General features: G+C 70.4%; 25 protein-coding genes. 13 read left to right on the top strand and 12 right to left on the bottom strand.

The genetic code is table 11. The features are described 5' to 3' along the window. The 4 genes from BUB75_RS35725 to BUB75_RS35740 are packed head-to-tail and all read right to left on the bottom strand — an operon-like array spanning position 1 to position 4,285. Positions 1-1,131 (bottom strand): amidohydrolase family protein, encoded by a 1,131-nt coding sequence (locus tag BUB75_RS35725; protein ID WP_073263709.1) that lies wholly within the window; start codon positions 1,129-1,131, stop codon positions 1-3. Between the two features lie 18 nt (positions 1,132-1,149). Further along, positions 1,150-1,443: a hypothetical protein gene (locus BUB75_RS35730; RefSeq protein WP_073263711.1), complete on the bottom strand. Its 294-nt coding sequence runs from the start codon at positions 1,441-1,443 to the stop codon at positions 1,150-1,152. Then, positions 1,443-3,077 carry a thiolase C-terminal domain-containing protein gene (locus BUB75_RS35735; RefSeq protein ID WP_073263713.1) on the bottom strand — a complete coding sequence of 545 codons (1,635 nt, stop codon included), beginning with the start codon at positions 3,075-3,077 and terminating at the stop codon, positions 1,443-1,445. The genes BUB75_RS35730 and BUB75_RS35735 overlap by 1 nt, the downstream gene beginning before the upstream one ends. Before the next feature lie 2 nt (positions 3,078-3,079). Continuing rightward, positions 3,080-4,285, bottom strand: a complete 1,206-nt coding sequence (locus BUB75_RS35740) for a CaiB/BaiF CoA transferase family protein (RefSeq protein WP_073263716.1) — start codon at positions 4,283-4,285, stop codon at positions 3,080-3,082. Between the two features lie 276 nt (positions 4,286-4,561). Here BUB75_RS35740 and BUB75_RS35745 point away from each other — a divergent pair, with 276 nt between their 5' ends. Genes BUB75_RS35745 through BUB75_RS35765 form a run of 5 tightly spaced genes read left to right on the top strand, consistent with a single transcriptional unit; the run spans position 4,562 to position 10,493 of the window. Beyond that, positions 4,562-6,088, top strand: coding sequence for an AMP-binding protein (locus tag BUB75_RS35745; protein ID WP_218617970.1), 1,527 nt, complete (start codon positions 4,562-4,564; stop codon positions 6,086-6,088). Between the two features lie 28 nt (positions 6,089-6,116). Then, the gene (locus tag BUB75_RS35750; protein ID WP_073263720.1) at positions 6,117-7,571 is read left to right on the top strand and encodes an aldehyde dehydrogenase; all 1,455 of its coding nucleotides are present in this window, start codon (positions 6,117-6,119) and stop codon (positions 7,569-7,571) included. A 13-nt stretch (positions 7,572-7,584) separates the two neighbouring features. Further along, positions 7,585-8,703: an NDMA-dependent alcohol dehydrogenase gene (locus tag BUB75_RS35755; protein WP_073263722.1), complete on the top strand. Its 1,119-nt coding sequence runs from the start codon at positions 7,585-7,587 to the stop codon at positions 8,701-8,703. Further along, positions 8,690-9,892, top strand: coding sequence for a cytochrome P450 (locus tag BUB75_RS35760; protein ID WP_073263724.1), 1,203 nt, complete (start codon positions 8,690-8,692; stop codon positions 9,890-9,892). The genes BUB75_RS35755 and BUB75_RS35760 overlap by 14 nt, the downstream gene beginning before the upstream one ends. Positions 9,893-9,935: 43 nt before the next feature. Further along, positions 9,936-10,493, top strand: coding sequence for a TetR/AcrR family transcriptional regulator (locus tag BUB75_RS35765; protein ID WP_084742121.1), 558 nt, complete (start codon positions 9,936-9,938; stop codon positions 10,491-10,493). 5 nt (positions 10,494-10,498) lie between these two features. On the opposite strand, the gene BUB75_RS35770 is transcribed toward BUB75_RS35765, so the two are convergent. Both BUB75_RS35770 and BUB75_RS35775 read right to left on the bottom strand, forming a co-directional pair. Further along, on the bottom strand, positions 10,499-11,104 hold the full coding sequence (locus tag BUB75_RS35770; protein WP_073263728.1) for a TetR/AcrR family transcriptional regulator: 606 nt from the start codon (positions 11,102-11,104) through the stop codon (positions 10,499-10,501). A 51-nt stretch (positions 11,105-11,155) separates the two neighbouring features. Beyond that, entirely contained in the window at positions 11,156-13,360 is a 2,205-nt protein-coding gene (locus BUB75_RS35775) for an acyl-CoA dehydrogenase family protein (RefSeq protein ID WP_073263730.1), read from the bottom strand. Between the two features lie 71 nt (positions 13,361-13,431). Between BUB75_RS35775 and BUB75_RS35780 the strand changes: the two genes are divergently transcribed. The 5 genes from BUB75_RS35780 (at position 13,432) to BUB75_RS35800 (ending at position 19,949) form a co-directional block, all read left to right on the top strand. Further along, on the top strand, positions 13,432-14,979 hold the full coding sequence (locus tag BUB75_RS35780) for an acyl-CoA synthetase (RefSeq protein WP_073263731.1): 1,548 nt from the start codon (positions 13,432-13,434) through the stop codon (positions 14,977-14,979). A gap of 61 nt (positions 14,980-15,040) precedes the next feature. Further along, a complete protein-coding gene (locus BUB75_RS35785) occupies positions 15,041-16,684 on the top strand; it encodes a class I adenylate-forming enzyme family protein (protein WP_073263733.1) in 1,644 nt (547 codons plus the stop codon). Next, positions 16,685-18,181, top strand: coding sequence for an acyl-CoA carboxylase subunit beta (locus BUB75_RS35790; RefSeq protein ID WP_073263735.1), 1,497 nt, complete (start codon positions 16,685-16,687; stop codon positions 18,179-18,181). Next, positions 18,178-19,170, top strand: a complete 993-nt coding sequence (locus tag BUB75_RS35795; protein ID WP_073263737.1) for an LLM class flavin-dependent oxidoreductase — start codon at positions 18,178-18,180, stop codon at positions 19,168-19,170. Before BUB75_RS35790 ends, BUB75_RS35795 begins: the two co-directional genes overlap by 4 nt. Continuing rightward, on the top strand, positions 19,167-19,949 hold the full coding sequence (locus BUB75_RS35800; RefSeq protein ID WP_073263739.1) for an enoyl-CoA hydratase-related protein: 783 nt from the start codon (positions 19,167-19,169) through the stop codon (positions 19,947-19,949). Before BUB75_RS35795 ends, BUB75_RS35800 begins: the two co-directional genes overlap by 4 nt. Before the next feature lie 139 nt (positions 19,950-20,088). On the opposite strand, the gene BUB75_RS35805 is transcribed toward BUB75_RS35800, so the two are convergent. Beyond that, positions 20,089-20,676 (bottom strand): hypothetical protein, encoded by a 588-nt coding sequence (locus BUB75_RS35805; RefSeq protein WP_073263741.1) that lies wholly within the window; start codon positions 20,674-20,676, stop codon positions 20,089-20,091. Positions 20,677-20,945: 269 nt separating this feature from the next. Continuing rightward, positions 20,946-21,239, bottom strand: a complete 294-nt coding sequence (locus tag BUB75_RS35810) for a hypothetical protein (protein WP_073263743.1) — start codon at positions 21,237-21,239, stop codon at positions 20,946-20,948. Positions 21,240-21,762: 523 nt separating this feature from the next. Here BUB75_RS35810 and BUB75_RS35815 point away from each other — a divergent pair. Both BUB75_RS35815 and BUB75_RS35820 read left to right on the top strand, forming a co-directional pair. Next, positions 21,763-22,290 (top strand): DUF4166 domain-containing protein, encoded by a 528-nt coding sequence (locus BUB75_RS35815; RefSeq protein WP_073263745.1) that lies wholly within the window; start codon positions 21,763-21,765, stop codon positions 22,288-22,290. After that, the gene (locus BUB75_RS35820) at positions 22,283-22,852 is read left to right on the top strand and encodes a hypothetical protein (protein ID WP_073263747.1); all 570 of its coding nucleotides are present in this window, start codon (positions 22,283-22,285) and stop codon (positions 22,850-22,852) included. Before BUB75_RS35815 ends, BUB75_RS35820 begins: the two co-directional genes overlap by 8 nt. A 306-nt stretch (positions 22,853-23,158) precedes the next feature. On the opposite strand, the gene BUB75_RS48280 is transcribed toward BUB75_RS35820, so the two are convergent. The 3 genes from BUB75_RS48280 to BUB75_RS45775 all read right to left on the bottom strand — a co-directional run bounded on the left by BUB75_RS48280 (position 23,159) and on the right by BUB75_RS45775 (position 23,837). Continuing rightward, positions 23,159-23,287, bottom strand: coding sequence for a hypothetical protein (locus BUB75_RS48280; RefSeq protein WP_281248424.1), 129 nt, complete (start codon positions 23,285-23,287; stop codon positions 23,159-23,161). A gap of 128 nt (positions 23,288-23,415) precedes the next feature. After that, entirely contained in the window at positions 23,416-23,541 is a 126-nt protein-coding gene (locus BUB75_RS48285; protein WP_281248425.1) for a hypothetical protein, read from the bottom strand. Between the two features lie 83 nt (positions 23,542-23,624). Next, positions 23,625-23,837, bottom strand: coding sequence for a hypothetical protein (locus BUB75_RS45775; protein ID WP_143175631.1), 213 nt, complete (start codon positions 23,835-23,837; stop codon positions 23,625-23,627). A 15-nt stretch (positions 23,838-23,852) separates the two neighbouring features. Between BUB75_RS45775 and BUB75_RS35825 the strand changes: the two genes are divergently transcribed. Further along, positions 23,853-24,389 carry a hypothetical protein gene (locus BUB75_RS35825; RefSeq protein ID WP_073263749.1) on the top strand — a complete coding sequence of 179 codons (537 nt, stop codon included), beginning with the start codon at positions 23,853-23,855 and terminating at the stop codon, positions 24,387-24,389. A 115-nt stretch (positions 24,390-24,504) separates the two neighbouring features. Here the strand turns inward: BUB75_RS35825 and BUB75_RS35830 are convergent, their stop codons facing one another. Next, positions 24,505-24,720 (bottom strand): cold shock domain-containing protein, encoded by a 216-nt coding sequence (locus BUB75_RS35830; protein WP_073263751.1) that lies wholly within the window; start codon positions 24,718-24,720, stop codon positions 24,505-24,507. Between the last annotated feature and the right edge of the window lie 160 nt (positions 24,721-24,880).

The following is a 24,880-nucleotide window of genomic DNA, read 5'->3' on the forward strand; positions in this document are numbered from 1 at the left end:
TCACCCCGGGAAGCGGTAGAGGGTCCTGGCGTTGGTCTCGACGATCTTCCGAGCCTCGTCGTCCGGCACGTCGGCCAGAGCATCCTCCAGCAGCTTCCGGGTGTGCGGCCAGTTGCAGTCCGAGTGCGGGTAGTCGCTCTCAAACATGATGTTGTCGATGCCGATCGATCCCCGCAACGCGATCCCGGCGTCGTCGGCGATGAAACAGCCGTAGATGTGCTCGCGGAACAGCTCCGACGGCCGCTTGTCCGGGTTCACGCCGGTCCAGTACTTGTGGCGGCCCCACGAGTAGTCGGTGCGCTCCAGGATGTACGGGATCCAGCCGATGCCACCCTCGGACAGCGCGATCTTGAGGCCGGGGAACTTGTAGAACACGTCCGAGACCAACAGGTCGACGGTGGCCATCATCGAGTTGATGCCGAACAGCGCGATCCCGATGAAGAAGTCGCCGTCCTTGGCCAGCCCCTTCGGCATGCCACCGGACCCGAAATGCATCGAGAGCGGCAGCTCAGCCTCCTCGCAGACGCGGAAGATTCGGTCCCAGTGGTCGGTGTGGTAGCTCGGCAGACCGACCTTGTGCGGTGCTTCCAGGAACGTCACCGACCGGGCGCCCTTGGCTGCGGTGCGCTCGATCTCCTTCACCGACGCGTCGATGTCCCAGAACGGCACCATCACCAGCGGGATCTGCCGGTCGGGCGCATACGCGCACCACTCGTCCAGAATGAAGTCGTTGTAGGCGGTGATGCAGGCCGCCGCCAGCTCCTTGTCCTTCGCGATCTGGAACGTGCTGCCGGCGAACCCACCGAAGTTCGGGAAGCACATCTGCGCCCAGACACCCTCGATGTCCATGTCCTTGATGCGCTGCGCGATGTCGTAACAGCCCGGCAACATGTCGTCGTAGCTGCGCGGGTCCATGCCGAACTCGCGCGGATGCTTCCCGGCGACCGCGTTCAGCGCGAAGTTGCCCGACTGCCTGCCCTCGTAGATCCAGGTGTCGTTGCCGTCCGGCAGCTTCTCGATCCGCGGTGCCTCGTCCTGCCACTTGGCCGGTAACCGGTCGAGGAAAACCCGGGGATGTTCGATGACGTGGTCGTCGACCGAGATGATCTTCGCGTCCTTGGGAAGAGCCATGTTCCCTCGTAGCGAGACTTAGTCGGACGCCGGCAGCGGCTTGGCGTCGAGGCGTTCGACCGGCCGACCGTCGACCTCGACCGGGCCGGGACCGGGTTTGGTGCAGAGCAGTTGCAGCCCGCTCGCCGCGTCGGTGTACCGCTTGCCGAGGAGCAGTGGCTCCCCGCCGTGGGCCACCCCCTCGCGCGCCACAGAGCCCGAAGGGGCCATCAGCTCACCACCGCACCGCAGCTCCACCTGCCCGGACGGCGGACGGACGATCAGCACCTCGGTCGGTCCGGTCGTGCTGACCCATCGACTTCCCGCGTTCATCAGCGCTCCTTCACCAGCAACATGCAGGACGACGGTGTGAGGCCGCCGCTGGAGACCACGGCTACCTCCGCACCCGGCACCTGCCGGTCGCCACCGTGACCGCGCAACTGGGTGACGGCCTCGTGCAGCAGCCCGAAGCCGTGCGTCCGGCCGTGCGAGAGCTGCCCGCCGTGGGTGTTGAGCGGCAGCTCGCCGTCGAGTGCGATCCGCTTGCCGCCCTCCACGAAGCCGGCCGCCTCGCCGATCCCGCAGAATCCGAGACCCTCCAGCCAGGACAGGCAGTTGAACGTGAACCCGTCGTAGAGCTCGGCGACGTCGACGTCCGCGGGGCGCAGGTCGGTGCGGCTCCACAGGTGCGCCGCCGAGCCGAGCACCTGCGGCTCGTGGGTGAGCGTGCTCTGGTCCCAGGCGACGCGTTCGGTGATCTGGGTGCCGACCGCGGCGAACCGCACCGGTGGCTGCCGCAGGTCGGCGGCCACGTCGGCGCGCGAGATCACGACGGCGATCGACGCGTCACACGGCACGTCGCAGTCGTAGAGCCCGAACGGCGTCGTGACCAGCCGCGCGCCGAGATAGTCGTCCATCGTCATCGGCGTGCGGTAGATCGCGGTCGGGTTCCGCGCGGCGTTGGCTCGCTGGTTGAGCGCGATCCAGCCGAGCGTCTCCCGCTCGACGCCGTACCGGTGCATGTAGTGCGACGCGGTGATCGCCAGCGGGTGCGCCGCGGACGTCGCCCCGACCGGAAGCATGAAGTCCATCGGCGGCCCCACCCGCCCACCACCACCGAACCGCAGGCGCCCGGAGCGCAGCAACTCCGTATGCGTGGCCTGCCAGACCGTGCGATACACGAGCACGTGGCGGCACAACCCGGCGGCGACCGCGAGCATCGCCGCGACCACGGAGCCACCGGGCCCCGGCACCTCACCGCCGCCGTTGTACCAGACCGGGCGCAGCCGCAGCGTCTCCTCGACCAGCGTCAGGCCGCCCTCGGAGAAGCCGCCGGGCACCGTGCCGCCCGGGTAGGTCGCCAGCCCGTCGATGTCGTCGAACGTCAGGCCGGCGTCCTCGACGGCCGCGCGGCAGGCCTCGACGGTCAGGGCCAGCGGGTCGGCCATCAGCCGCCGACCGATCCGGCTCATGCCGATCCCGGTGACCGCGGACTTCTCCTCGTACCGGTCGGCGGAGACCGGCGGCCGGGCCGTCGACCGCACGACCGCGGGGTCCTCTTCCAGCGGCGGGAGGTCACTCGGCTCGCCGGCCACCCGGAACTGCGGGATCCAGACGTCCTTGGCCTGCGCGAACTCCACGGTCACCGGCGCCCCGATGACCGCGCCGTCGCCGTGCACCCTTCCGGTGATCCGGACCCGGTAGTCGTCGTCGAGCGCGACCGCGGCGAGCGTGTACGGCTCCGGCGGGTCGATTCCCCACTGCTGGTGGTTGACCGTCACGCCGACGATCTGCCCGCGCCCGGACAGCTCGACGGTGTCCAGCGCGGAGGACCGGCAGCGGTGGCACGCGGGCCGCGGCGGGTGGATCAGCGCGTCGCACGAACGGCAGTGCCGCATCCGCAGCACACCGTCCGCGCCAGCCGTCCAGTAGAACTCGTTCTCGGGGGTGACGAGAGGCAGCGGCATGGTCAGATCGCGCCCTTCTCCGACAGCTCGGCGATGTCGTCCCAGTTGTAACCGAGCTCGAGCAGGATCTCCTCAGTGTGCTGCCCCGCCTCCGGCGCCGGGCGTAGTTCGGGGGCTTCGCCGTCGAACTGCACCGGGTTGGTGATCAGCGGGAACTCCAGGTCTCCCTTGCGGACGGTCTGCGCGTACGCGTTCGCGGTGGCCTGCGGGTCCTCGGCCACCTCGTACGGGGTCTGCACCGGCGCCCACGCGCCCTCCATCGGGCCCAGGATCGTGCGCCATTCGGCCAGGTCACGCGCGGCGAACAACTCGTCGAGCAGCGCGATCACCTCGCGGCGCTGCAGGTAGCGCGCGGTCGCGTCCGGATACTGCTCGACCCACTCGGGCCGCCCGACCGTGCGGCAGAACTCCGGCCAGTACCGGTCGGACTGCAACATCATCAGCTGCAGGTACCGCCCGTCGCGGGTCTGGTAGTTGGCCACCAGCGGATTCGGCGTCTTACCGCGGGCGTTGCGCGGCACCGGCGAGGTGATGTTGTAGGCGCGGGCGCTGATGATCTCCGCGGACATCAGCCACATGCCGAGCCCGAGCAGCGAGACGTCCACGACGGCGCCCTGACCGGTGCGTTCACGGTGCAGCAGCGCCGCAGCGATGCCGCCGGCGATGGTCTGACCACCGGCCAGGTCGTTGTAGGCGGCGGGCTGGACCACCGGGTAGTCGCCGGGCGGCGTGATCACGCTGGCCACGCCGGACCGCGACCAGACCGCCGCGCTGTCGAACGAGCCCTTGTGGCTGTCCGGCCCCTCCGGCCCGTGCGAGCTGCCCCGCACGTAGACGATCGACGGGTTGACCGCGCGGATGTCGTCGACGTCGATGTTCAGCTTGCGCCGGGCGGGCTCCAGCCAGTTCGTGAGGAAGACGTCGGACCGGGCGGCCAGCGCCAGCAGCAGGTCACGCCCACCGGGCGTCTTGAGGTTGATCGTGAGGCTGCGCTTGTTCCGGTTCGGCTGCTCGATCAGGTAGTTGACGTTCGCGGCGTCGCCGCCCATCAACGCCGAGGTGACCAGGCCACGCTGCGGATCGCCGGAGCCGGGTTGCTCGACCTTGATGACGTCCGCGCCCCAGTCGGCCAGCACCGCGCCGGCGGCGGGTACGAACGTCCAGGCCGCCACTTCCAGGACCCGGACGCCGTCCAGAACTTTGGTCATGGGCCTACCGTACGGCAGGCAGTGAATCGAGGTTCAAAGTTCTGAAGAACTCCTCATGAGAACGTGTTCTACCCACTTGTTGGCCTTGTCACACCATGAAAGATGTGTAAACTCCGGTTCACGATTCGGCGTGGTACCCCGCCGAACCCCCACTTTTCGTGACGCCGAACGCGCCCACATTTCTCGAGTAGCTCATCGGCCACTGGCCGGGCCACGTCCCGGCCTCGACGGTACGAGGCGACCATGTCGACAACGTCGTTGCATTCCCCGCCCCTGATGCCGGACCTCCTGGTCACCGCGCTCAACCGATACGACGACCGGCCGGCGGTGCTGGTCGACGGCGAGACCATCACCTACCGCGGCTACCGCGAAGCGGTCAGCCGCTGGACCCAGGCCTACCGGTCGATCGGGCTCGGCCCCGGCGACGGGGTGTCCATTCTGGCCCGCAACCGGCCCGAGGTCCTGTTCGCGACCGGTGCGGGCATGCTGGCGGGCTCCCGCGGCACGCCGCTGCACCCGCTGGGCTCGCTCGACGACCACGCGTACGTGCTGGACAACGCGGAGATCCACACGCTGGTCTTCGATCCGGCGCTGGAGGAGCACGTCGCGGCGCTGAAACAGAAGGCGCCGGGACTCGAGCGGCTGCTCGCGCTCGGCCCGTCCGACCTCGCCGAGGACCTCCCGGCGCTAGCTGCGCGGTTCGCGCCGGAACCGCTGGTGGCCCCGCAGGTCGATCCCGAGTCGATCTCGTCGATGTCGTTCACCGGCGGCACCACCGGCCGCCCGAAGGGTGTGCTCGGCACGTACCGGGGCGGTGCGGAGCTGACCCGGATCCAGATGGCCGAGTGGCAGTTCCCCGACGAGGTCCGGTTCCTGGTCGCGGCGCCGCTGTCGCACGCCGCCGCGGCGTTCACGCTGCCGGTCCTGTTGAAGGGCGGCTCGTTCGTCGTGCTGCCCGGCTTCACGCCCGGTGGGTGGATCGCCGCCGTGGCCGAGCACAAGATCACCTCGACGATGATCGTGCCGGCGATGCTCTACGCGATCCTCGACCACCCCGATCTGGCGACCGCCGACACGTCCAGCCTGGAGACCGTGTTCTACGGCGCCTCGGCGGCGTCACCGGCGCGGTTACAGCAGGCGATCGACCGGTTCGGCCCGGTGTTCTACCAGTTCTACGGGCAGAACGAGGCACCCATGACGGTCACCGTGCTCCGCAAGGAGGAGCACACGCCGGACAAGCTGGCCACCTGCGGGCGTCCGGTGCCGTGGGTCCGCGCGGCGCTGCTCGACGAGAACTGCGAGCCGGTGGCGCGCGGCGAGGCCGGCGAGATCTGCGTCCAGGGCCCGCTGGTGATGAACGGGTACAACAAGCTGCCGGAGGAGACCGCCGAGGCGTTCCGCGGCGGCTGGCTGCACACCGGCGACGTCGCCCGCGAGGACGAGGACGGCTACTGGACGATCGTCGACCGCACGAAGGACATGATCGTCTCCGGCGGTTTCAACGTCTTCCCGCGCGAGGTCGAAGACGTGCTCACCACGCACCCCGACGTCTCCGCGGCCGCGGTGATCGGCGTCCCGGACGACAAGTGGGGTGAGGCGGTCAAGGCCGTCGTCGTCCCGCGGCCGGGCGCGGAGATCGACGCGGAGGCCTTGATCGCGCTGGTCCGGGATCGCAAGGGCCCGATTCACGCCCCGAAGTCCGTCGACGTCGCGGAGTCCCTGCCGCTCACCCCGGTCGGCAAGGCCGACAAGAAGGCACTCCGCGAGCAGTACTGGGCCGGTTCCGACCGGCGAGTCCATTGAGAACTCCCGTCTGAACGAGGAGCCGCACATGCTCACGTACGACACGCTGTACATCGGGGGCGAGTGGGTCGCCCCGGCTGAGAAGCAGGTATTCGACGTCGTCTCCCCGGCGTCCGAAGAAGTCGTCGGCCGCGTGCCGGAAGCGTCGAAGGCGGACGTCGACGCCGCGGTCGCCGCCGCCAGGAAGGCCTTCGACGAAGGCCCGTGGTCGCGGACCACCGGCGACGAGCGGGCCGACGCGATGGCCAGGCTCTCGGCGATCATCAACGAGCGCACCGAGGACTTCGCGCGCACGATCAGCACCGAGATGGGCTCGCCGCTCGGGTTCTCCCGGATGGGCCAGGTGCTCGCCGCGACGATGGCGCTGGACTTCTTCACCGGCCTGGCCCGCGAGACGGCCTGGGAGGAGACCCGCGCCGGGCTGCTCGGCCCCACGGTCGTGCGGCGCGCTCCGGTCGGTGTGGTCGCGGCGATCGTGCCGTGGAACGTGCCGATCTACGTCAGCATGCTCAAGCTCGCACCGGCGCTGGCGGCCGGCTGCACGGTCGTGCTCAAGCCGGCACCGGCCAGCCCGATCTCCGCCCAGCTGCTCGGCGAGGCGATCGAGGCCGCAGGCATTCCGGCGGGTGTCGTCAACATCGTTCCGGCCGACCGCGCGGTCGGCGAGTACCTGGTGACCCACCCGGGCATCGACAAGGTCAGCTTCACCGGCAGCACCGCGGCCGGCCGCCGCATCGCGAGCCTGTGCGGCGAGAATTTGCGCCGGGTGACGCTGGAGCTCGGCGGTAAGTCCGCCGCCGTGTTACTTCCGGACGTCGACCTGGCCACCGCGCTGCCGCAGGTCATCAACGTCGGGCTGATGAACAACGGCCAGGCGTGCGTCGCCCAGACCCGGATCCTGGCACCGCGGGACCGCTACCGCGAGGTCGTCGACGCGGTCGTCGAGCAGGTCGCGGCGCAGATCGTCGGTGACCCGCTGGACGAGGCGACGACGATCGGCCCGCTGGTCAGCTCCACCCAGCGCGAGCGGGTCGAGGGCTTCCTCGCGGCGGGCAAGAAGGAAGGCGCCACGGTCGCGCTCGGCGGCGGACGCCCGAAGGGCTTCGATCGCGGCTGGTACGTCGAGCCGACCGTCTTCTCCGACGTCGACAACAAGATGACGATCGCCCAGGAGGAGATCTTCGGCCCGGTGCTGTCGGTGATCCCCTACGGCGACGTCGACGACGCGGTCGCGATCGCCAACGACTCCCGCTACGGCCTGTCGGGCTCGGTGTGGACCGCCGACGCGGACGCCGGGCTGGGCATCGCACGCCGGATCCGCACCGGCACGTTCAACGTCAACACGTTCATGCTCGAGAACTGCGCGCCGTTCGGTGGCTTCAAGGAGTCCGGCCTGGGCCGCGAACTCGGCCCCGAGGGACTCGCGGCGTACGTCGAGTACCAGTCCGTGAACCTTCCCTACGGGTACACCCCCGCGTCCTGAGGAGCGTGCGTCGATGAAGACCAGAGCTGCCGTGCTGTGGGACCGCAAGCAGCCGTGGAGCGTGGAAGAGGTCGACCTCGACCCGCCGAAGGCGGGCGAGGTGCTCGTCAAGCTGATCCACACCGGCATGTGCCACTCCGACGACCACGTGGTCACCGGGGACATGCCCGCCGGGCTCCCGGTCGTCGGCGGCCACGAGGGCGCGGGCATCGTCGAGGAGGTCGGTGAGGGCGTCACGTCGCTGAAGCCGGGCGACCACGTGGTGCCGATGTTCATCCCCGCGTGCGGGCAGTGCCGCTGGTGCGCGCAGGGCCGGTCGAACCTCTGCGACGTCGGCGGGACGCTGATGCTCGGCGTCGGCCTGGACGGCACCACCCGGCTGCACGCCCGCGGCCAGGACGTCTACACGATGGTGTTCCTCTCGACGTTCAGCCAGTACGCGGTGATGAACCAGCACTCGCTGGTGAAGATCCCCGACGACGTTCCGCTGGACGTCGCGGCGCTGGTCGGCTGCGGGGTGACGACCGGGTACGGCTCGGCGGTGAACACTGCGAAGGTGCAGCCCGGCGAGACCGTCGTCGTGGTCGGCATCGGCGGTGTCGGCGCCGCCGCGGTGCAGGGCGCGCGCATCGCGGGCGCGGAGCAGATCATCGCGGTCGACCCGGTCGAGTTCAAGCGGGAGCAGGCCAAGATCTTCGGGGCCACGCACACCGCCGCCAGCGTCGCGGAGGCCACCGAGCTGCTCCGGGAGATCACCCCCGACGGCATGATGGCCGACGCCGCGATCTACACCGTCGGGATCGCCAGGGGCGACGACGTCGCGGGCCTGATGGCGCTGGTCTCCAAGGGCGGCCGGGTCGTGATCACGGCGGTGTCCCCGATGGAGGACACCACGGTCACGATGTCGCTGTTCGAGCTGACGATCTGGCAGAAGGAGCTCCGCGGGACGCTCTTCGGCGCCTCGAACGGCCGCAAGGAGATCCCGACGCTGCTCCGGCTCTACCAGTCCGGTCAGCTGCTGCTCGACGAGATGATCACCCGCCGCTACACCCTCGACCAGATCAACGAGGGCTACGCGGACATGCACGCCGGGCGGAACATCCGCGGGGTGATCGACCTTGACCACGGTTGACCAACCCCGCCTGACGGTCGGCGCCTTCTGGGGCGCCGACCCCCACCCCGCGCTCACCTGGCTGCGGGCGAACGACCCGGTGTACTGGGACCCGCACGGCGAGGTCTGGGGCATCACCCGGTACGCCGACGTCAAGGAGGTGTCGGTCCACCCGGAGCTGTTCTCCAGCGCCGGCGGCATCCGCCCCGACCAGGACGCGACGCCGATGATGATCGACCAGGACGACCCCGTGCACCTGCGGCGGCGGAAGCTGATCAGCAAGGGCTTCACGCCGCGGCGGGTCGCCGACCAGAAGGCCCGGATCGACCAGATCACGCATGCGCTGATCGACCGGGTCTGCGAGCGCGGCTCCTGCGACTTCGTCTGGGACATCGCGGCGTGGCTGCCGCTGATCGTCATCGGCGACCAGCTGGGCGTGCGGGCCGACCAGTACGACAACCTGCTGCGCTGGTCGGACGACCTGATGCGCGGGCAGGGACAGGCCGACGACCCGGTGCTGATCGAGAAGATGATGACCGCGGCCGCCGAGTACGGGGACTACTTCAACGGCGTCCTCGCCGACCGGCGGGCCAACGGCGGCGACGACCTGATCGGCGTGCTGGTCAACGCCGAGGTCGACGGCGAGCGGCTGGACGACCAGACGCTCTACTTCGACTCGCTGCTGCTGCTGATCGGCGGCGACGAGACGACGCGGCACGTGATCACCGGCGGGCTGTACCAGCTGCTGCACGACCGCTCGCTGTGGGAGCGCCTGCGGGCCGACCGGAGCCTGCTGCCGTCGGCGATCGAGGAGATGCTCCGCTGGGTCAGTCCGATCCGGAACATGGCGCGCACGGTGACTCGTGATCTCGAGTTCCGGGGCAAGCAGATGAAAAAAGGGCAGAAGCTCCTGCTGCTCTACCCGTCCGCGAACCGCGACGAGGACGTGTTCGACGACCCGTTCCGGTTCGACCTCACCCGCAGCCCGAACAACCACCTGGCGTTCGGGGTGGGGTCGCACTTCTGCCTGGGTGCCTCGCTGGCCCGGCTGGAGCTGGAGTCGATCTTCACCGCGCTGCTCGACCGGCTGCCGGACCTGCGGCTGGCCGAGGAGACCGAACCCGCGCTGCGGCCGGCGACGTTCGTCAGCGGGTACGAGGGTCTGCCGGTGGCGTTCAGCCCGACCACGCCGCACGGTGTATCGCTCTGAGGGAGCGCGTCGCGCGCCCTGGTCGGGGCGCGCGACCGAGGGGATGTCCGCGCGCGACACGATCGTCGACGCCACGCTGACGTGCATTCGCCAGTACGGGCTGGAGCGGACGTCGATCAGCGCGGTCGCGGCGTGCGCCGGGGTTTCCCGGCCGACCGTCTACGCGTACTTCCCGAGCCGGGACGCGTTGGTTTCCGCGGCGATGGAGAAGTCCGGGGCCGCGGTGGCGGGCCGGGTCGTGGCGTCCGCGCGACGCCGCGCCCGGACCGCCGGTGAGTTCGCGGTGGAGGCGCTGGTCGTCGCCCGCCGGGAGTTCCGCAAGGAGCCGGCGTTCTACCCGATCAGCCACGCCCGCACCGACCCGTGGGCGGTCGACCAGAAGCTCACCGAGGAGTCACTGGCGCTCACCCGATCGATCCTCGAACCGATCGTCGACTACGACCCGCGGCTGGAACCGCATCTCGACGAGATCACCGAGACGCTGGTCCGGTGGTTGCTGTCACTACTGATGTACGACACCAAACGGACGTCGAACGAAACGCGCCTCCGGGCGTACCTGAAGCGCGTCGTCGAACCGGTCATCGAAGGCGCCGGGTGCTAGGCCGCCTAGCGCAGGTCGTCGGCGAGCAGATCGATGAAACCGTCGGCGATCCGGTAGACCTCGCTCATCCCGACGCCGTGGTGGATCGCCTGGGTGAGCATCGAGTGGATGATCGCCCACATCATCGTCGCGGCGTCCTCGGCCCGCCCCGGGCCGAGGACCGCGAAGTCCTCGACCAGGCTGACCTGTGCCGCCTCGGCGAACTCGCTCAGCAGCGCCTTCGCGTTCGGGTCGGTGCTGCTCTGCAGCAGTACCTGCACCTTGTAGAACTGCGGCTGCCGCTCGAACGCGGTGATCACCCCGCGGATCCGCGACCGCAGGTGACGTTCGGCGCTGCCCCGCTTCGCCCGGCGCTCGCCGGTGCGGCCCAGCGCCGACCACTCCAGCAGCACCGCCGCGTAGAGGTGCTCCTTGGACGAGAAGTACCGGTAGAGCGTGCCGAGCGCGACGCCTGCCTCCTGGGCGACGTCGCGGATCTGGATGCGGTCGTACTCCTGGCTCTCCAGCAGGTGCAGGCCGGCTTCGACGATCCGCTCCCGGCGCGCGAGCTGCCAGGCGGGCAGCCCCTGCACCGAGAGACCGCTCGTCGTCCCCTGCGTCTGCTCGGCCATCGTTCGCCCTCTGCTCGACTCTACGGATGCACCGTACTGGACAGCCCGGTATCAACCACGTGGCAGGCGCAGGACACGTTCAGCGATGACGTTCAGCTGGATTTCGACCGTGCCACCACCGATCAGCTGCGCCGGAGTGCCCAGCTCGCGCCGGGCGACGTCCACCGGTCCACCCCGTACCGCCGCCTCCGGGCCGACCAGTGCGAACGTGGCGTCGGCGGCGTCGCGGTGCAGTTGCGCGGAGGCCACCTTGGCCACGCTCGCGCCGGCGCCCGGCTGCTGCCCGGCGAGCCGCCGCAGCGTCTCCCGGAGGTTGAGCGCCGCGACCGCACTGCCGTAGGCGTGCACCTGGCCGAGGGCCCGGACCGCGTCGGCCCTGGCGCCGCCGTAGAGGTTCTTCGTGATGATCTCCCGGATCGGATCCTCGTCGACGCTGCCCATCGTCGCGCTGATCGCCGTCCGCTCGTTGCCGAGCGTCGTGATCGTCAGCCGCCAGCCCTCGCCGGGTGCGCCGACCAGGCAGTCGTCCGGCACGAAGACGCCGTTGAGGAACACCTCGTTGAACTCCGACGCGCCGGTGGCCTGGCGCAGCGGCCGCACGTCGACGCCCGGCGAGCGCATGTCGACGAGGAAGTAGCTGATGCCCTTGTGCTTGGGCACGTCGGGGTCGGTGCGGGCGAGGCAGATGCCCCAGTCGGCCTGGTGCGCGCCGGAGTTCCACACCTTCTGCCCGTCCAGCCGCCAGCCGCCGTCGACCTTCACCGCCTTCGTCGACAGCCCGGCCAGGTCCGAACCGGCGCCGGGTTCGCTGAACAGCTGGCACCAGACGATCTCGCCGCGCAGCGTCGGCGCGGCGAACCGCTCGGCCTGCTCCGGGGTGCCGTGGGCGAGGATCGTCGGCATCGCCCAGTCGCCGATCACGATCGAGGGCGGGGTGACGTCGCGGCGGGCGAACTCCTCGGCGATGACCAGCTGCTGGACCGGGGTGGCGTTCAAGCCGTAGGGCGCGGGCCAGTGTGGTGCGATCAGGCCCGCGTCGGCGAGGTGAGTGCGGCGGGGTCCGGTGTGGTGGACGCCCACGCGGTGGGTGTCCTCCGGGTGGGCCAGCGCGGCGTCGATGACCGCTCCGACGCGGGCGCGGAACTCCGGGTCCACGCCGGTCACCGCGACGCTGCTGCTCCGGCGGGACGTCAGCGCGGCCTCGCCGAGCTCCGCCTGCCAGACGCCGGTCGGCCCGGTCACCGCGGCCAGGCTCATCGCCCGGCGCCAGTACAGGTGGACGTCGTGCTCCCAGGTGAAGCCGATACCGCCGAACAGCGTCACGGCTTCGCACGCGGCGTCCACCGCCCGGCCGAGCGCCACGACGGCCGCGCCACCGACCGCGAGCCGCTGCTGGTCGGCGGCCTGGTCGAGGCTGCGGACCGCGTCCCAGGCCGCGGCCGCGGCGAGCTCGGACGCGACGAACAGCCGCGCGGCCTTGTGCTTGACGGCCTGGAACGACCCGATCGGGCGCCCGAACTGCTCCCGCACCAGCGCGTACTCGACGGTCGCCGCGACGCACCAGGCCATCGTGCCTGCCGCCTCGGCGGCGCTGAGCGCGGTCACCAGGTACCGCACCGCGTCGGCGTCCACGCCCACCAGCTCGGCGTCGGCCGGGACCACGGTGCGGTCCAGATCCAGCCGCCCGACGTCCCGAGTGAGGTCCACGCCTTCCTCGACGATGCGCCGCACGCCGTCGGCGGCCGGGTCCATCCGCAGCCACACCGTCCGGTCACCGGCCACCGCACCGACGACGAGCACGTCGGCGGCGAGCAGTCCGAGCACCGGGCCGCTGCGGCCGCTGAGCGTCCAGCCGCCGTCGGAGGCCTCGGCGGTCAGGCCGGGCGGCACCAGCGCGGCGGTCACCCCACCGGCCAGTGCGTCCAGCAGCGCGGTGCGGACCGCGCCGTCCGGGGCGCGGGACACCACCGCGGACGTGAGCACGGTCGGGCCGAACGGCCCCGGCAGCAGTCCCCGGCCGGTCTCTTCCAGCACCACGGCCAGCTCGGCGAGGCCGCCGCCCTGGCCACCGTTCTCCTCCGGCAGGTGGACGGCGTGCAGGCCCTGCGCCACCAGCGCGGCCCAGTGCGCCGGCCGCTCCCCCGCGGCGAGCGCCGCGAACAGCTCGCGAGTACCGGACACCGGCGCGTGACGGGCCGCGAAACCGCGCACCGCGGCGCTGAGTTCCTGCTGCTCTTCGGTCACCCCGATCGACATGCCTTGAAAATAGACTTCGATTTCAATATTGTCGAGGCGCTCGCGCCGATCCACCGGCCCATGGAGGTCCGATGGTCTATCCAGGCAGCTACGCGACCACTCGCCCGGATCACCCGGCCGTCGTGCTGGCCGACGGGCAGACGCTCACGTACGCGGAACTGGAGCGCCGGTCGATCCGGCTCGCTGCCCACCTCCGCGCCGCCGGTCTGCGGCGCGGCGACGGAGTCGCGCTGCTCGCCGAGAACCATCTCCGCTTCTTCGAGGTCTACTGGGCCGCGATGCGGTCCGGCCTGTACTTCACCGCGGCGAACTGGCACCTCGCGCCGGCCGAGGCGGCGTACCTGATCGCCGACTCCGGCGCGCGGGCGCTCGTCACGACCGCGCAGCAGGCGCAGACCGCGGCCGAGGCGGTCGCGACCGTGCCGGGCTGCACGGTGCGGCTGATGATCGACGGCACGGCACCGGGCTTCGCGAACTACGACGACGCGCTGGCCGCCTCCGACGCCACGCCGCCCCACGACCAGCCGCTCGGCCAGGTGATGCTGTACTCCTCCGGCACCACCGGGCGACCGAAGGGCATCCGCCGGGCGTTGCGGGACGTGCAGGTGTCCGATCCGGAGGCGGCCGGCGTCTCCCGGCTCGGTGGCTTCCTGCTCGGCATGGGCCCCGACACCGTGTATCTGTGCCCGGCGCCGCTCTACCACGCGGCCGGGCTGCAGTGGTCGGCCGGCGTCCACGAGCTGGGCGGCACGCTCGTGCAGCTGCCCCGGTTCGACGCCGAGGAGCTGCTGCGGGTGATTGAGCGCTACCGGGTCACACACGTCCAGGTGGTGCCGACGATGCTGGTGCGGCTGCTCAAGCTGCCGGAGGAGGTCCGGCGGTCCTACGACCTGTCCAGCCTCCGGTACGTGATCCACGCCGCGGCGCCCTGCCCGCCGGACGTCAAGCGGCAGACGCTCGATTGGCTCGGGCCGATCGTCCACGAGTACTACGCGGCCACCGAGGGCGCGGGCCTGACCTACATCGGGCCGGAAGACTGGCTGGCGCACCCGGGGTCGGTCGGGAAGGCGCTCCTCGGGGAGCCGCACATCTGCGACGAGCAGGGCCGGGAACTGCCGCCCGGCGAGCCGGGGCTGATCTACTTCGGACAGGACGGCCCGCCGTTCGAGTACCACCGCGCGGCGGAGAAGACCGCCGAGAGCAGGCACCCCGCCTACCCGAACTGGACGACGACCGGCGACGTCGGGTACCTCGACGAGGACGGCTACCTGTACCTGACCGACCGGAAGAATTTCACGATCATCTCCGGCGGCGTGAACATCTACCCGGCCGAGATCGAGTCGTGCCTGGCGCTGCACCCGAAGATCAGCGACGTCGCGGTGATCGGGCTACCCGACCCGGAGATGGGCGAGTTCGTGCACGCGGTCGTCGAGCCCGCGCCCGGCGTCGACGGGACGGCCGAGCTGGCCGAGGAGTTGCGCGCGTACGTCCGGCAGCACCTGGCCGGGTTCAAGGTGCCGCGCAGCGTCGATTTCCGCGCGACGCTGCCCCGGCTGCCGACCGGCAAGCTGCAGAAGAGCGCGCTCCGCGCGGAGTATTTGGAGTCCGCACACTCCTGACGCTCGTTTTATACAAAATAAAGAATCCTCAGGCCGTCCACGCTCCCCCGGAGGGCTACCGATGCTGACCAACGACCTCGACCGCCTCCCGTCCGAGATGCGCACCGCCCTCTGCGGCCCGGGAAGCCCGTTCGAACTCACCCGGGAATCCGTCCGGGGTGTCGAGCTGACCGTCTTCGCACGCCGCCCACCGCACCTGCCCGGCCTGCTGCTCGCTGCCGCCGAACAGCACGGCGACCGGCCCTACCTGGTCTTTCCGGATCGCCGGCTCACGTACAAGGAGACCGTCGGCGAGATCCCCGCGGTCGCCGCGGTGCTCCGCGACCGGCACGGCATCGGGCACGGCGACCGGGTGGCGGTGGTCGGGCCCAACAGCCTCGAATACGCGGTGACGCTCTGGGCGGTGGCCTGGCTGGGCGCGATCAGCGTCAGCCTCAACGGCTGGTGGACCGGGCCGGAGATGCGCCACGGCCTCCAACTGGCCGAACCGAAACTGCTGATCGGTGAGGACCGCCAGCTGGAGCGGCTCGGTGACACGGAATTACCGGCTGTGCCTACCGTGACGTTCGCCGCGCTGTTCGCCGCGCACGACGCGGACAAGCCCGGCGCGCCGATCGCGCCGGACCTGGCCGAGGACGACGCGGTCTCGATCCTGTTCACCAGCGGCACCACCGGCCGGCCGAAGGGCGCGGTGATCACCCACCGCGGGCTGGTCAACTTCGCCCAGGACAGCCAACTGCGCGGATACACCGAGGCGATCCTGTCCGGACAGACCGACCCGCCGCCCGGCCCGCCGGTCGCGCTGGTCGTCAGCCCGTTCTTCCACATCTCCGGGCTCGCCCCGCTGCTGGCCGGTGGGCCGTTCAACGGGATGGCGATGGTGTTCCCGCCGCGCGGCCGCTGGGACCCGGACGTCCATCTCGAGCTGACCACCCGCTACGGCGTCACCCAGTGGTCCGGCGTTCCGACCCAGCTGCTGCGGCTACTGCGGATGGTCGCCGCCGACCCGCAGCGGTACGACGTCAGCCAGTTACGGACGATCGGCATGGGTGGGGCACCGATCTCCACCGAGCTCGCGGTCCTGCTCGGGAGCGTCATCCCGGGCGCCCGCCCGGCCCAGGGGTTCGGGATGAGCGAGACCTGCGGGCAGGGCACCACGATCGCGGGCGCGCGGATGGTCGACAACCCGCAGTCGATCGGCCTGGCGACCCCGACGTCGGAGGTCATGCTCGGCGACGTCGGAGACGACGGCATCGGAGAAATCCGCGTCCGCACCCCCAGCGTCTTCCTCGGCTACTGGAACGACCCGGACGCCACCGCCGCGGTCCTCGACGCCGACGGCTGGTACCGCACCGGCGACTACGGGCGTGTCGTGGACGGCATGCTCCAATTGGAGAGCCGGCTGCGGGACATGATCATCCGGGGCGGTGAGAACATCTACCCGATCGAGATCGAGAATCGCCTCTCCGAACACCCCGACGTGCTCGACGCGGCGGTCATCGGCGTTCCGCACGACGAACTCGGCCAGGAAGTGATGGCCGTCGTCGTGGCCCCGAACCTCACGGTCGCCGACATCCAGGCCTGGGCCGGCGAGACGCTGGCGCCGTACAAGGTGCCCGCGCACGTCCGGTTCGTCGACGCGTTGCCCTACAGCGCGACCGGAAAACTGTTGAAGCGGGAGCTCGAGAAGCAGATCGCCGACTAGATGGACGAGTTGCACGGCTGGGGCCCGGCGCTGGAGGAGATCGAGCGCCGGAAGGCCGCAGCGACCGGCATGGGCGGTCCGGCCCGGCTGGCCCGGCAGGCCGAACGCGGCCGCCTGGACGCCCGAGGCCGGCTCGCCGCACTGTTCGACCCCGGCACGTTCACCGAGCTGGGGCAGCTGATGGGCGCGGCCGAGGATCCGCCGGTCAACGCCGACGGATTCGTGGCCGGGTGGGGCCGGGTCGACGGGCGCCCGGTGCTGGCCGGTGCCGAGGACGTTACGGTGCTCGGCGGCTCGATCGGCGCGAGCTCGTCGGACAAGCGGTACCGGCTCTGCCAGCTGGCCGCCCAGGAGCGCGTGCCGCTGGTGGTGCTGCTGGAAGGGGCCGGTCACCGGGTCAGCGAGGCCGGGCGTCCCGGGCGGCGCCCCGGCGACCTCGGCGGGATGGTCGACCTGTCCGGGCGGGTGCCGCTGGTCTGCCTCGTGCTCGGCGCGTCGGCCGGGCACGGTGCGCTGTTCGCGCCGCTCTCGGACTACGTGGTGATGACCGAGAGTGCGTCGATCTTCGCCGCCGGGCCCCCGCTGGTCCGGTCGGCGACCGGCGAGGTGATCACCAAGGAGGATCTCGGTGGGCCTCCGGTGGCGGTGGCGACCGGCGGCGTCGTGCACGACGTCGTCCACGACGATGGGGACGCGATCGCGCGCGCCCGCCGCTACCTGGCGCACTTCCCCGCGAACGCGTGGGAACCGCCGCCGGAGCGGCGCGGCGCCGACACCGGCCGTCGTCGCGTCGACGTGCTCGGCCTGATCCCGCCGGACCCGCGCCGTCCGTACCCGATCACACCGGTGCTGGAGGAGGTCGTCGACGACGGGGACCTGTTCGTCGTGCAGGCCGGGTTCGGTGCGTCGATCGTCACCGCGCTGGCGTTCCTCGGCGGGCGCAGCGTGGCGATCGTCGCGAACGACCCGAGCGTGCGGGCGGGCACGATCGACAGCGACGCCGCCGACAAGGCCGCGCACTTCCTGCAGGTGGCCGGCGCGTTCGGACTGCCGTGCGTGTTCCTCGCCGACAACCCCGGTGTGCTGGCGGGCAGCGGCGCCGAGCGCAGCGGGATCCTCCGACACGCCGCCCGCCTCTACGCCGTCCAGCACCGGCTTCGCGTCCCGAAGTTGCACGTCACGCTGCGCAAGGCGTTCGGCTTCGGCTCGTCGGTGATGGCGATGAACCCGTTCGACGGCCAGACGGTCACGCTCGCGTTCCCGTCGATCACGCTCGGGGCGCTGCCCGCGGCGTCCGACGCGAGCGCGATCGACGATCCGGACGAGCGGGCGCGGCTCGCCAGGGAGCAGGCCGCCGCATCGCTCAACGGCGCGGCGAGCCTCGCGTACGACGACGTCATCGACCCGCGGGACCTGCGGAACGCACTGCTCGCGGGTCTCGAGCTGGCGGACGCTCGGTACGGAGCCACCGGTCCCGGAGAGGGGATCCTGCCGTGAAGCTGGGCCTGCGCCTCAACCTGTACCGGGCCGCCCGGTTGGACGTCCCGCTCGACCTGGTGCGCCGCGCCGAAGCGCTCGGTTACCACTCGGTGTGGACCGCCGAGGCGTACGGCGCGGACGCGCTGACCCCGCTGGCGTACCTGGCCGCGCACACCCGCCGGATCACGCTCGGCACGGCCGTCGTGCAGCTGGCCGCCCGGCCGCCGGCGACGCTGGCCATGCAGGCGATGACGATCGACGCGCTGGCCGGCGGCGGGCGGCTGATCCTCGGCATCGGACTGTCCGGCCCGCAGATCGTCGAGGGCTGGTACGGCCAGCCGTGGGGGCGGCCGCACGCCCGGCTGCGCGACTACGTGACGATCGTCCGCGCGGTGCTCGACCGCGCCGAGCCGGTGCGCCACGACGGCGCGGAGATCCAGCTCCCCTACACCGGACCGGGAGCGCTCGGCCAGGGCAAGCCGCTGCGGTCGATCCTCCACCCGGCGGCGCCGATCCCGCTCTGGCTGGCCACCGGCGGACCGCGCAACACCGCACTCGCCGCGGAGGTGGCGGACGGCTGGCTACCGATGGGGCTCGGCCCGTCCGGCGTCCCGGCGTCGATGCGCCGCCCGGGCTTCGACGTCTTCACCGGCGCGACCGTGCGGATCACCGACGACGTCGGCGGCACGCTCGACGCGATGCGGCCGCTGACCGCGATGTACGTCGGCGGGATGGGCAGCGCGTCCCACAACTACCACCGGGACGCGATGGCCCGGCGCGGGTTCGCCGACGCCGCCGACCGGATCGGCGAGCTGTGGCGGGCCGGCCGCCGCGCCGAGGCCGAGGCGGCGGTGCCGGTGGAGTACCTGGAACAGTCCGCGCTGCTCGGGTCGGTGGCGCGGATCCGGCGGCGGTGGAACGCCGGGTTCGTGCCGGACGGCGTCACCGGCGTGATCGTCGACGTCGGAGGCGTTTCGGAACTCGAGCTGATGGCGGAGCTGATATGAACGATGTTCTCCTCGTGGACGCGCCGGCCGACGGCGTCCGGCGGGTGACGCTCAACCGGCCGGAGAAGCGCAACGCGCTCTCCCCCGCACTGCTGACCGCGCTGCTCGGCGCGCTGCGCGCGCACGACGCGGACCCGGACGTCCGGGTGACGATCGTCCGCGGCGCCGGCCCGTGCTTCTCGTCCGGTTACGACCTGTCGACGTCGCTGCTGGACGGTGCCGACGCCGCACCGGGCGACGGGCAGTGGGCGCGCCAGGCCAACGACAACTGGTTCGGAGTCTGGGACCTCGCCAAGCCGGTGATCGCACAGATCCACGGGTACGCGATCGCGGGCGCGACCGAGCTGGCGTCGGCCTGCGACCTCGTGTACGTCGCCGAGGACGCCCGGATCAGCTACCCGGTGGTGCGGGTCGCGAGCCCGCCGGACTGGCAGTACCACACGGTGCTGCTCGGGCTGCGGCGCGCGATGGAGCTGATGCTCACCGGCGACGCGGTGGACGGCGTCGAGGCGGCGCGGATCGGGTTCGCGAACCGGGCGTATCCGGCCGCGGACCTCGAGGAAGCCGTTCTGGCGGTCGCGATCCGCATCGCCGGGATTCCCAGCGACCTCACCCAGCTCAACAAACGCTCGGTGCACCGCGCGTTCGACGTCTGGGGCGCCCGCGCCGCGATCCGGGCGGGCACCGAGCTGCAGGCGCTGGCCGCCCACACCGAGTCCTCCCGCCGGTTCCGGGCCGACGCGCTCGACGCGGTGAAACGCGCCGCCCGCGGCGAGTAGCCAACGCGCGCGAGGCCACGTCCTACGACCCAGCTCCGGCGCGAATTTCGCTCGTGCGTCCAGCACCTCCAGACCGATCAAGCGGCCCGCTTGCATCGAAATCCAAGTTGATCATGCGTTCACATCGACGATCTCGCGCCTACGGCGCACCCCGCACGACCTCATCGGCCGGTGGGGGCGTGATCGTGAGAGCGCGACCGAAGTCGCGGACTGTCATGATCACCCGGTACGTGGTCCACTCGCTGTCCATTGGCTGGAAGTCCAACTTGATCGGCCGCCCGCTGCCGTCGACATCTACCGTGAGCGGGCCGGCGAGAGATCCCGTCTCTCGGCGCGGGCCGAGCGGCTCCTCGGGAACCCACTGGCCGTTGCGCAGCATGTAGCGGTGACCGCCGCCCGGTAGGTCGGTGCGCGCGATATTGGTCGCTTGCTCGACGCCCAGGTATTGCAGCGGATCGACTTCGGGTAGTTTCAGGGGCTTGGCGACAGTGTCCCCCGGTGGCGGCTTCCAGAAGTAGTTGCCGAGGTAACTGCCGGTAAAGCTATGCCACTGTGTGAGATTGATCTGACCCTTCTGCGTGTGGTATCGCACGCCACCGGACTGCAGGAACTTCAGGTGCGCATATACCACGTCATGGAGCTTCAGTTCGCTCGACGACTGCCATTCTTGGCCATTCGAGTTCAGCGTTCCCGACCAGTAGCCCTTGTCGAAGTCACGCCACTCCACCACGAAAGTCGACGCTGAAAGCTGCCCGAGATACCTTGTCCCGGACGGATTTCAGTTCCTTGATGTAGGCCGGCACGTCGTCGCTGTCGTCAGACCTGGGTCCGAGTTTCCGCAGGCCGTCAGAATACCGACCAAGGCCAGCACTATCCCTGCCCGGACCTTCCGGCTCCTCATGGCAGCGATGCTAATTCAGGCCGGTCAGATCTCTCGGGGTTCCGGCACAAATGCGCTCATGCCGCGAGGTCGGGGTGTCCAGCCGCTCCGGCCGGTTACTCGGTGAAGGCGGAGATCTGGATGATCGTGGCGACTCCCACTGGTGGAGTGCCTTCGTGCATCGCGAGTCGCTGACCGGGACGCAGAGCGTGCCACTCACTCGGACTCAGCGGTGCCAAGCGGATCCGTCCGCGACCGCCGGGCAGCAGTCCCCGGGCGTTCTCCACCCAGATTCGCGCCACCCGCAGGTCGGGGTGGCCGGCGGATGTTCGCAGACCGATGTCCCAGAGTGGCCGCAGCACTCCGGCCTGGGGAATCGGCAGCCGCCGCCCGCCCTCTGCCACCGTCATCAGCTGTAGCTCGGCGCGGACGAGCCGCCCGCGCTTCGGAAAGTGACCCCGCCATGAAGGGCCTTCCCCGGCCGGTATCAGCGGGGTCGACGCACCACGGTGGTCGTCGACGCCGGCGGGAAGCTCGGACCGAGGAAGAGTTCATCGCCGACGGCTACGCAACGGAATCCAGCGCGCCAGCACCTGGCTCCCGCCGGAGGCCATCGCCAACACCGCGCTCTAGCTCAACTCCGACCTCGCGTCCAACTTCACCGGCGTCAGCATCCCGGTCGATTCCGGACGCCTCCTGATCCGCGACTCAGCGGAAGCGGCTCAGTATCAGCGTCGGACCCGGCCAGGCGCTTTCTGCCGACCCGGAGAACACGTAGGGCGCCAGCGGCTCGTCAGGACGGGATCTCCCGTTCCAATTGGGCGATCCGCACAGCTCCCAGGCCGACGCCCGGTCGCTGTTGGGCTGCAATCGGTGCCGGATCGTTCGCCAGTGCGGGTGTGCCTTCGGAGCCGGGCCGTAGGGTCAGTGGCCATGAGCGGGCATGACGTGTGGATCATGCGCTTCCATCTGGGAGATCGGCCGGTCACCGCCACGGGGACGCTCGACGTCCACCGTGGCGCACGCTGGCCCGCGCGTGTGCTCGCGGCGGCACTGCGACTCCCCGCCACCGGAACCGAGGTACCGCTACGCGTCCGGATTGAGCGCTCGCCGACCGGTGGGGAGCTGTGGGCTCGCGACATCGGTGGTCGGCGCCTCGACAGCACACAGCGGCGGTCCGGTGACGTCGTGACCGAAATAGTGGGACCAGTCGAGATCCGGATGCGGCTGACGGTCCGGCTCGATCACCTCGAATTCACACCGATCGGCGGCACGCTGCGGATCGGCCCAGTCCGGATCCCGCTGCCCCGTGCCCTGGCACCCCACACGTCGGCCGTGGCCACCGTCGGCCCCACTGACCGATCTACGTTCGAGGTCGACGCGCGGATCTGGGTGCCGTCGGTCGGCCTGCTCCTGGCCTACCGCGGACACGTCCACGAGGAGGAAGCCGGCGATGGCTGAGGTCCTGTGGCTGCTGGCGGCACTCGGGCTGCTCGGCGCCTTCGACACGATCTACTTCCACGAGATCCGAGGGCAGCTCCCCGCGCAGCTGCCCGGCCTTCGCCCGGAACTGGTCCTGCACGCCGGGCGCAGCTTCATCTACGTCGCCGTGTTCGGCACCCTACCATGGATCTCCTGGCGGGGAGCCTGGGCGGCAGCGTTCGCGCTGCTGCTGGTCATTGAGGTCTGCATCACGATCGCCGACTTCATCGTCGAGGACCAGGTCCGCAAGCCGTTCGGCGGCCTCCTGCCCGGCGAGCGGACGACGCACACCATCATGGCGATCGTCTACGGCGCGATCCTGGCGAACCTCCTTCCGGTGCTGATCGACTGGTGGCACCTGCCGTCCGGGCTCATCGCGTACCCGCCGCCTGTTCCTCTGTGGCTGCGGATCGGGCTGACGGCGCTCGCCGTCGGTACGCTGGTCTCCGCGATCCGGGACGCCTACGCCGTCGCCGGCTTCCCGAGGCCGCTCGCGCGGTGGCCGTGGCGGCCGGGCCACGCGGCGAGCCGCGTCCCGTGAGACGCCGCCCGCTTCACCGCATCACATTCGCCGCAGCCGGCGTCTACAACATCGTCCGGGGTCTGTACGCCGTCGCCGACCCGCAGCGGTTCTTCCGGCTGACCGGCCTTCCGCCGTCGAACACCCCGCAGATCTTCGCGACGCTCGGCATGGTCCTCGGCCTCTACGGGCTGCTGTACTTCGAGGTCGCCCGTGTGCCTGAACGCGGCTGGCTCGTCGCCGCAGTAGGCCTCACCGGGAAGGCGCTCGGTCCACTCGGGCTCGCCTGGCTGATCTTGACTGGACAGTGGCCGGCGAGCACAGACTTCACCGGTCTCGGTGATGGACGTCTTCGAGGTCGGCCAGCGGCAGGTCGGTGCCTTCGCGGTAGGCGGCGGTGTTGAACCGAATTACGTACTCCGGGACGGCGATCTCGACCCGCTCAGCGTTCGCCATGGCCCGCAGGGGATCACGCGACGACGTCGGCGCTTGAGCGGATACGCCACAAACCACCCTGAGATGACGAGCTGCGCCGGGCATGGGTATGTCGGCCCGTACTGCGGCCGGTCACCGCCTGTCCACTGTTATATGCCCCGCCCGATCACCACCTTGTCCGGGCGGTCGATCATCGAAATGTCGAGTTGCTGGCCGTCGGGTGACACCCGCTGCACCACCACCTGCTGCCAGTAGGCAGGGTGTAAACCGTTCATCCACCACGCCAACGTGCCCGGCCCGAAGCACCGCACATTCATACCGTGACCCCCAACGCCTCAGGTGCGCGGAGAAGGCAGCTTCAGCGTCTACTCTCCACCGCCACATCGACGGTAGAGCGCGCGACCGCCATTTCAAGTTTTTGCTGAGCCACTTCAAGCTGCGTGATTCCGTCGCGCGGAACGCCGCGCACTCCTGCCGCGTTCGGCTGGTGGGCCAGCGATGAGATCAGGCGATCAGGACCGATTACTTTCCAGTTTGCCTGGGCCGCTACCGTCGCATCGGCACTGAGCATGCGAGATGGAGCATCGTGGTCGAGGGCGCAGAGGCCGGCGAGCAGGCGCATGAGCTCAGCCGGTGGTCCGTGGAAGAGCTCGAGGTCTACGTTGCCGTTCACCGCGGGGCGGTGTTGGAGACGGTGCGGGAAGTCGCCCAGTCTCAGGCGTACCGGTCTGACCTACCCAGGAATCATCGTCGGCGATGGGCCGCGCTGGCCTTACTGGCCAATGACCGGCAGCGCAGCGACGATGCGTGGGGCCAAACCCGAAAGATCAGCCAGGACTTGCACCTGCGCACCTGGGTTGCCGAGCACCTCGGGCCCGACGCTGACCCAGCCGTGAAGCCGACGGAGATCGCCGCTGACACCCTTGCGGCGTTGACGCTCGAACCCTCCGACGCGCTGACGATGTCGATCAATTGGCGCGAATTGCCGGTCGAGCAGATCGGCCTGCTACGCAGGCACAAGAACCTGACGGCGCATCTGAGCCGACTGATCGAGCTCCTCCCGTCCGGGCCTGAGAAGGATCAGCTCGCCGTATGGATCGCGGTGCGTGGACACCTGCCCTGATCCCTGGATCTGCTATACGGAACGGCTTCCGAAATCCCGACGTGAACGCCTCGGCATCCTCCGAAGTCCCCGCGCACTTACCTGCCGCCAGGCGCGGGTGCTCGGGCGACAAACGTCATCGTGGGGTGACGGTCACCGCACGAAACGAGTAGCCGTCCTGCGGCCCTGTCTCCCAGGTCAGTTCCACTGCCTGCCCCGCGTGCAACTCCTTGTAGCCGACGACCTGGACGTGGCTGAAGTGCGCCCAGCACCCACCAGGCGTCTCGACCGAGTCGATCACGCCCCAGCCCTCTTCGGCGTTCCATTCGCGCACCACTCCGGCAACGGACATGCGGGCATCCTATGAGTGCGATCGCTCCCGGGGACTCCGGCGGTCCCTGACCATGGACGCCCTCTTCTGGCACCCCTCTAGGTCAAGCCCGGGGTCGTAGGGTGGTCGGTGGCGGGTCCGGGGAGTGACTTTTCCGAAGCGTCGATGTCGGGGTTGGAGT

The sequence above is a fragment of the Cryptosporangium aurantiacum genome (genome assembly GCF_900143005.1).
Lineage (GTDB): Bacteria > Actinomycetota > Actinomycetes > Mycobacteriales > Cryptosporangiaceae > Cryptosporangium > Cryptosporangium aurantiacum.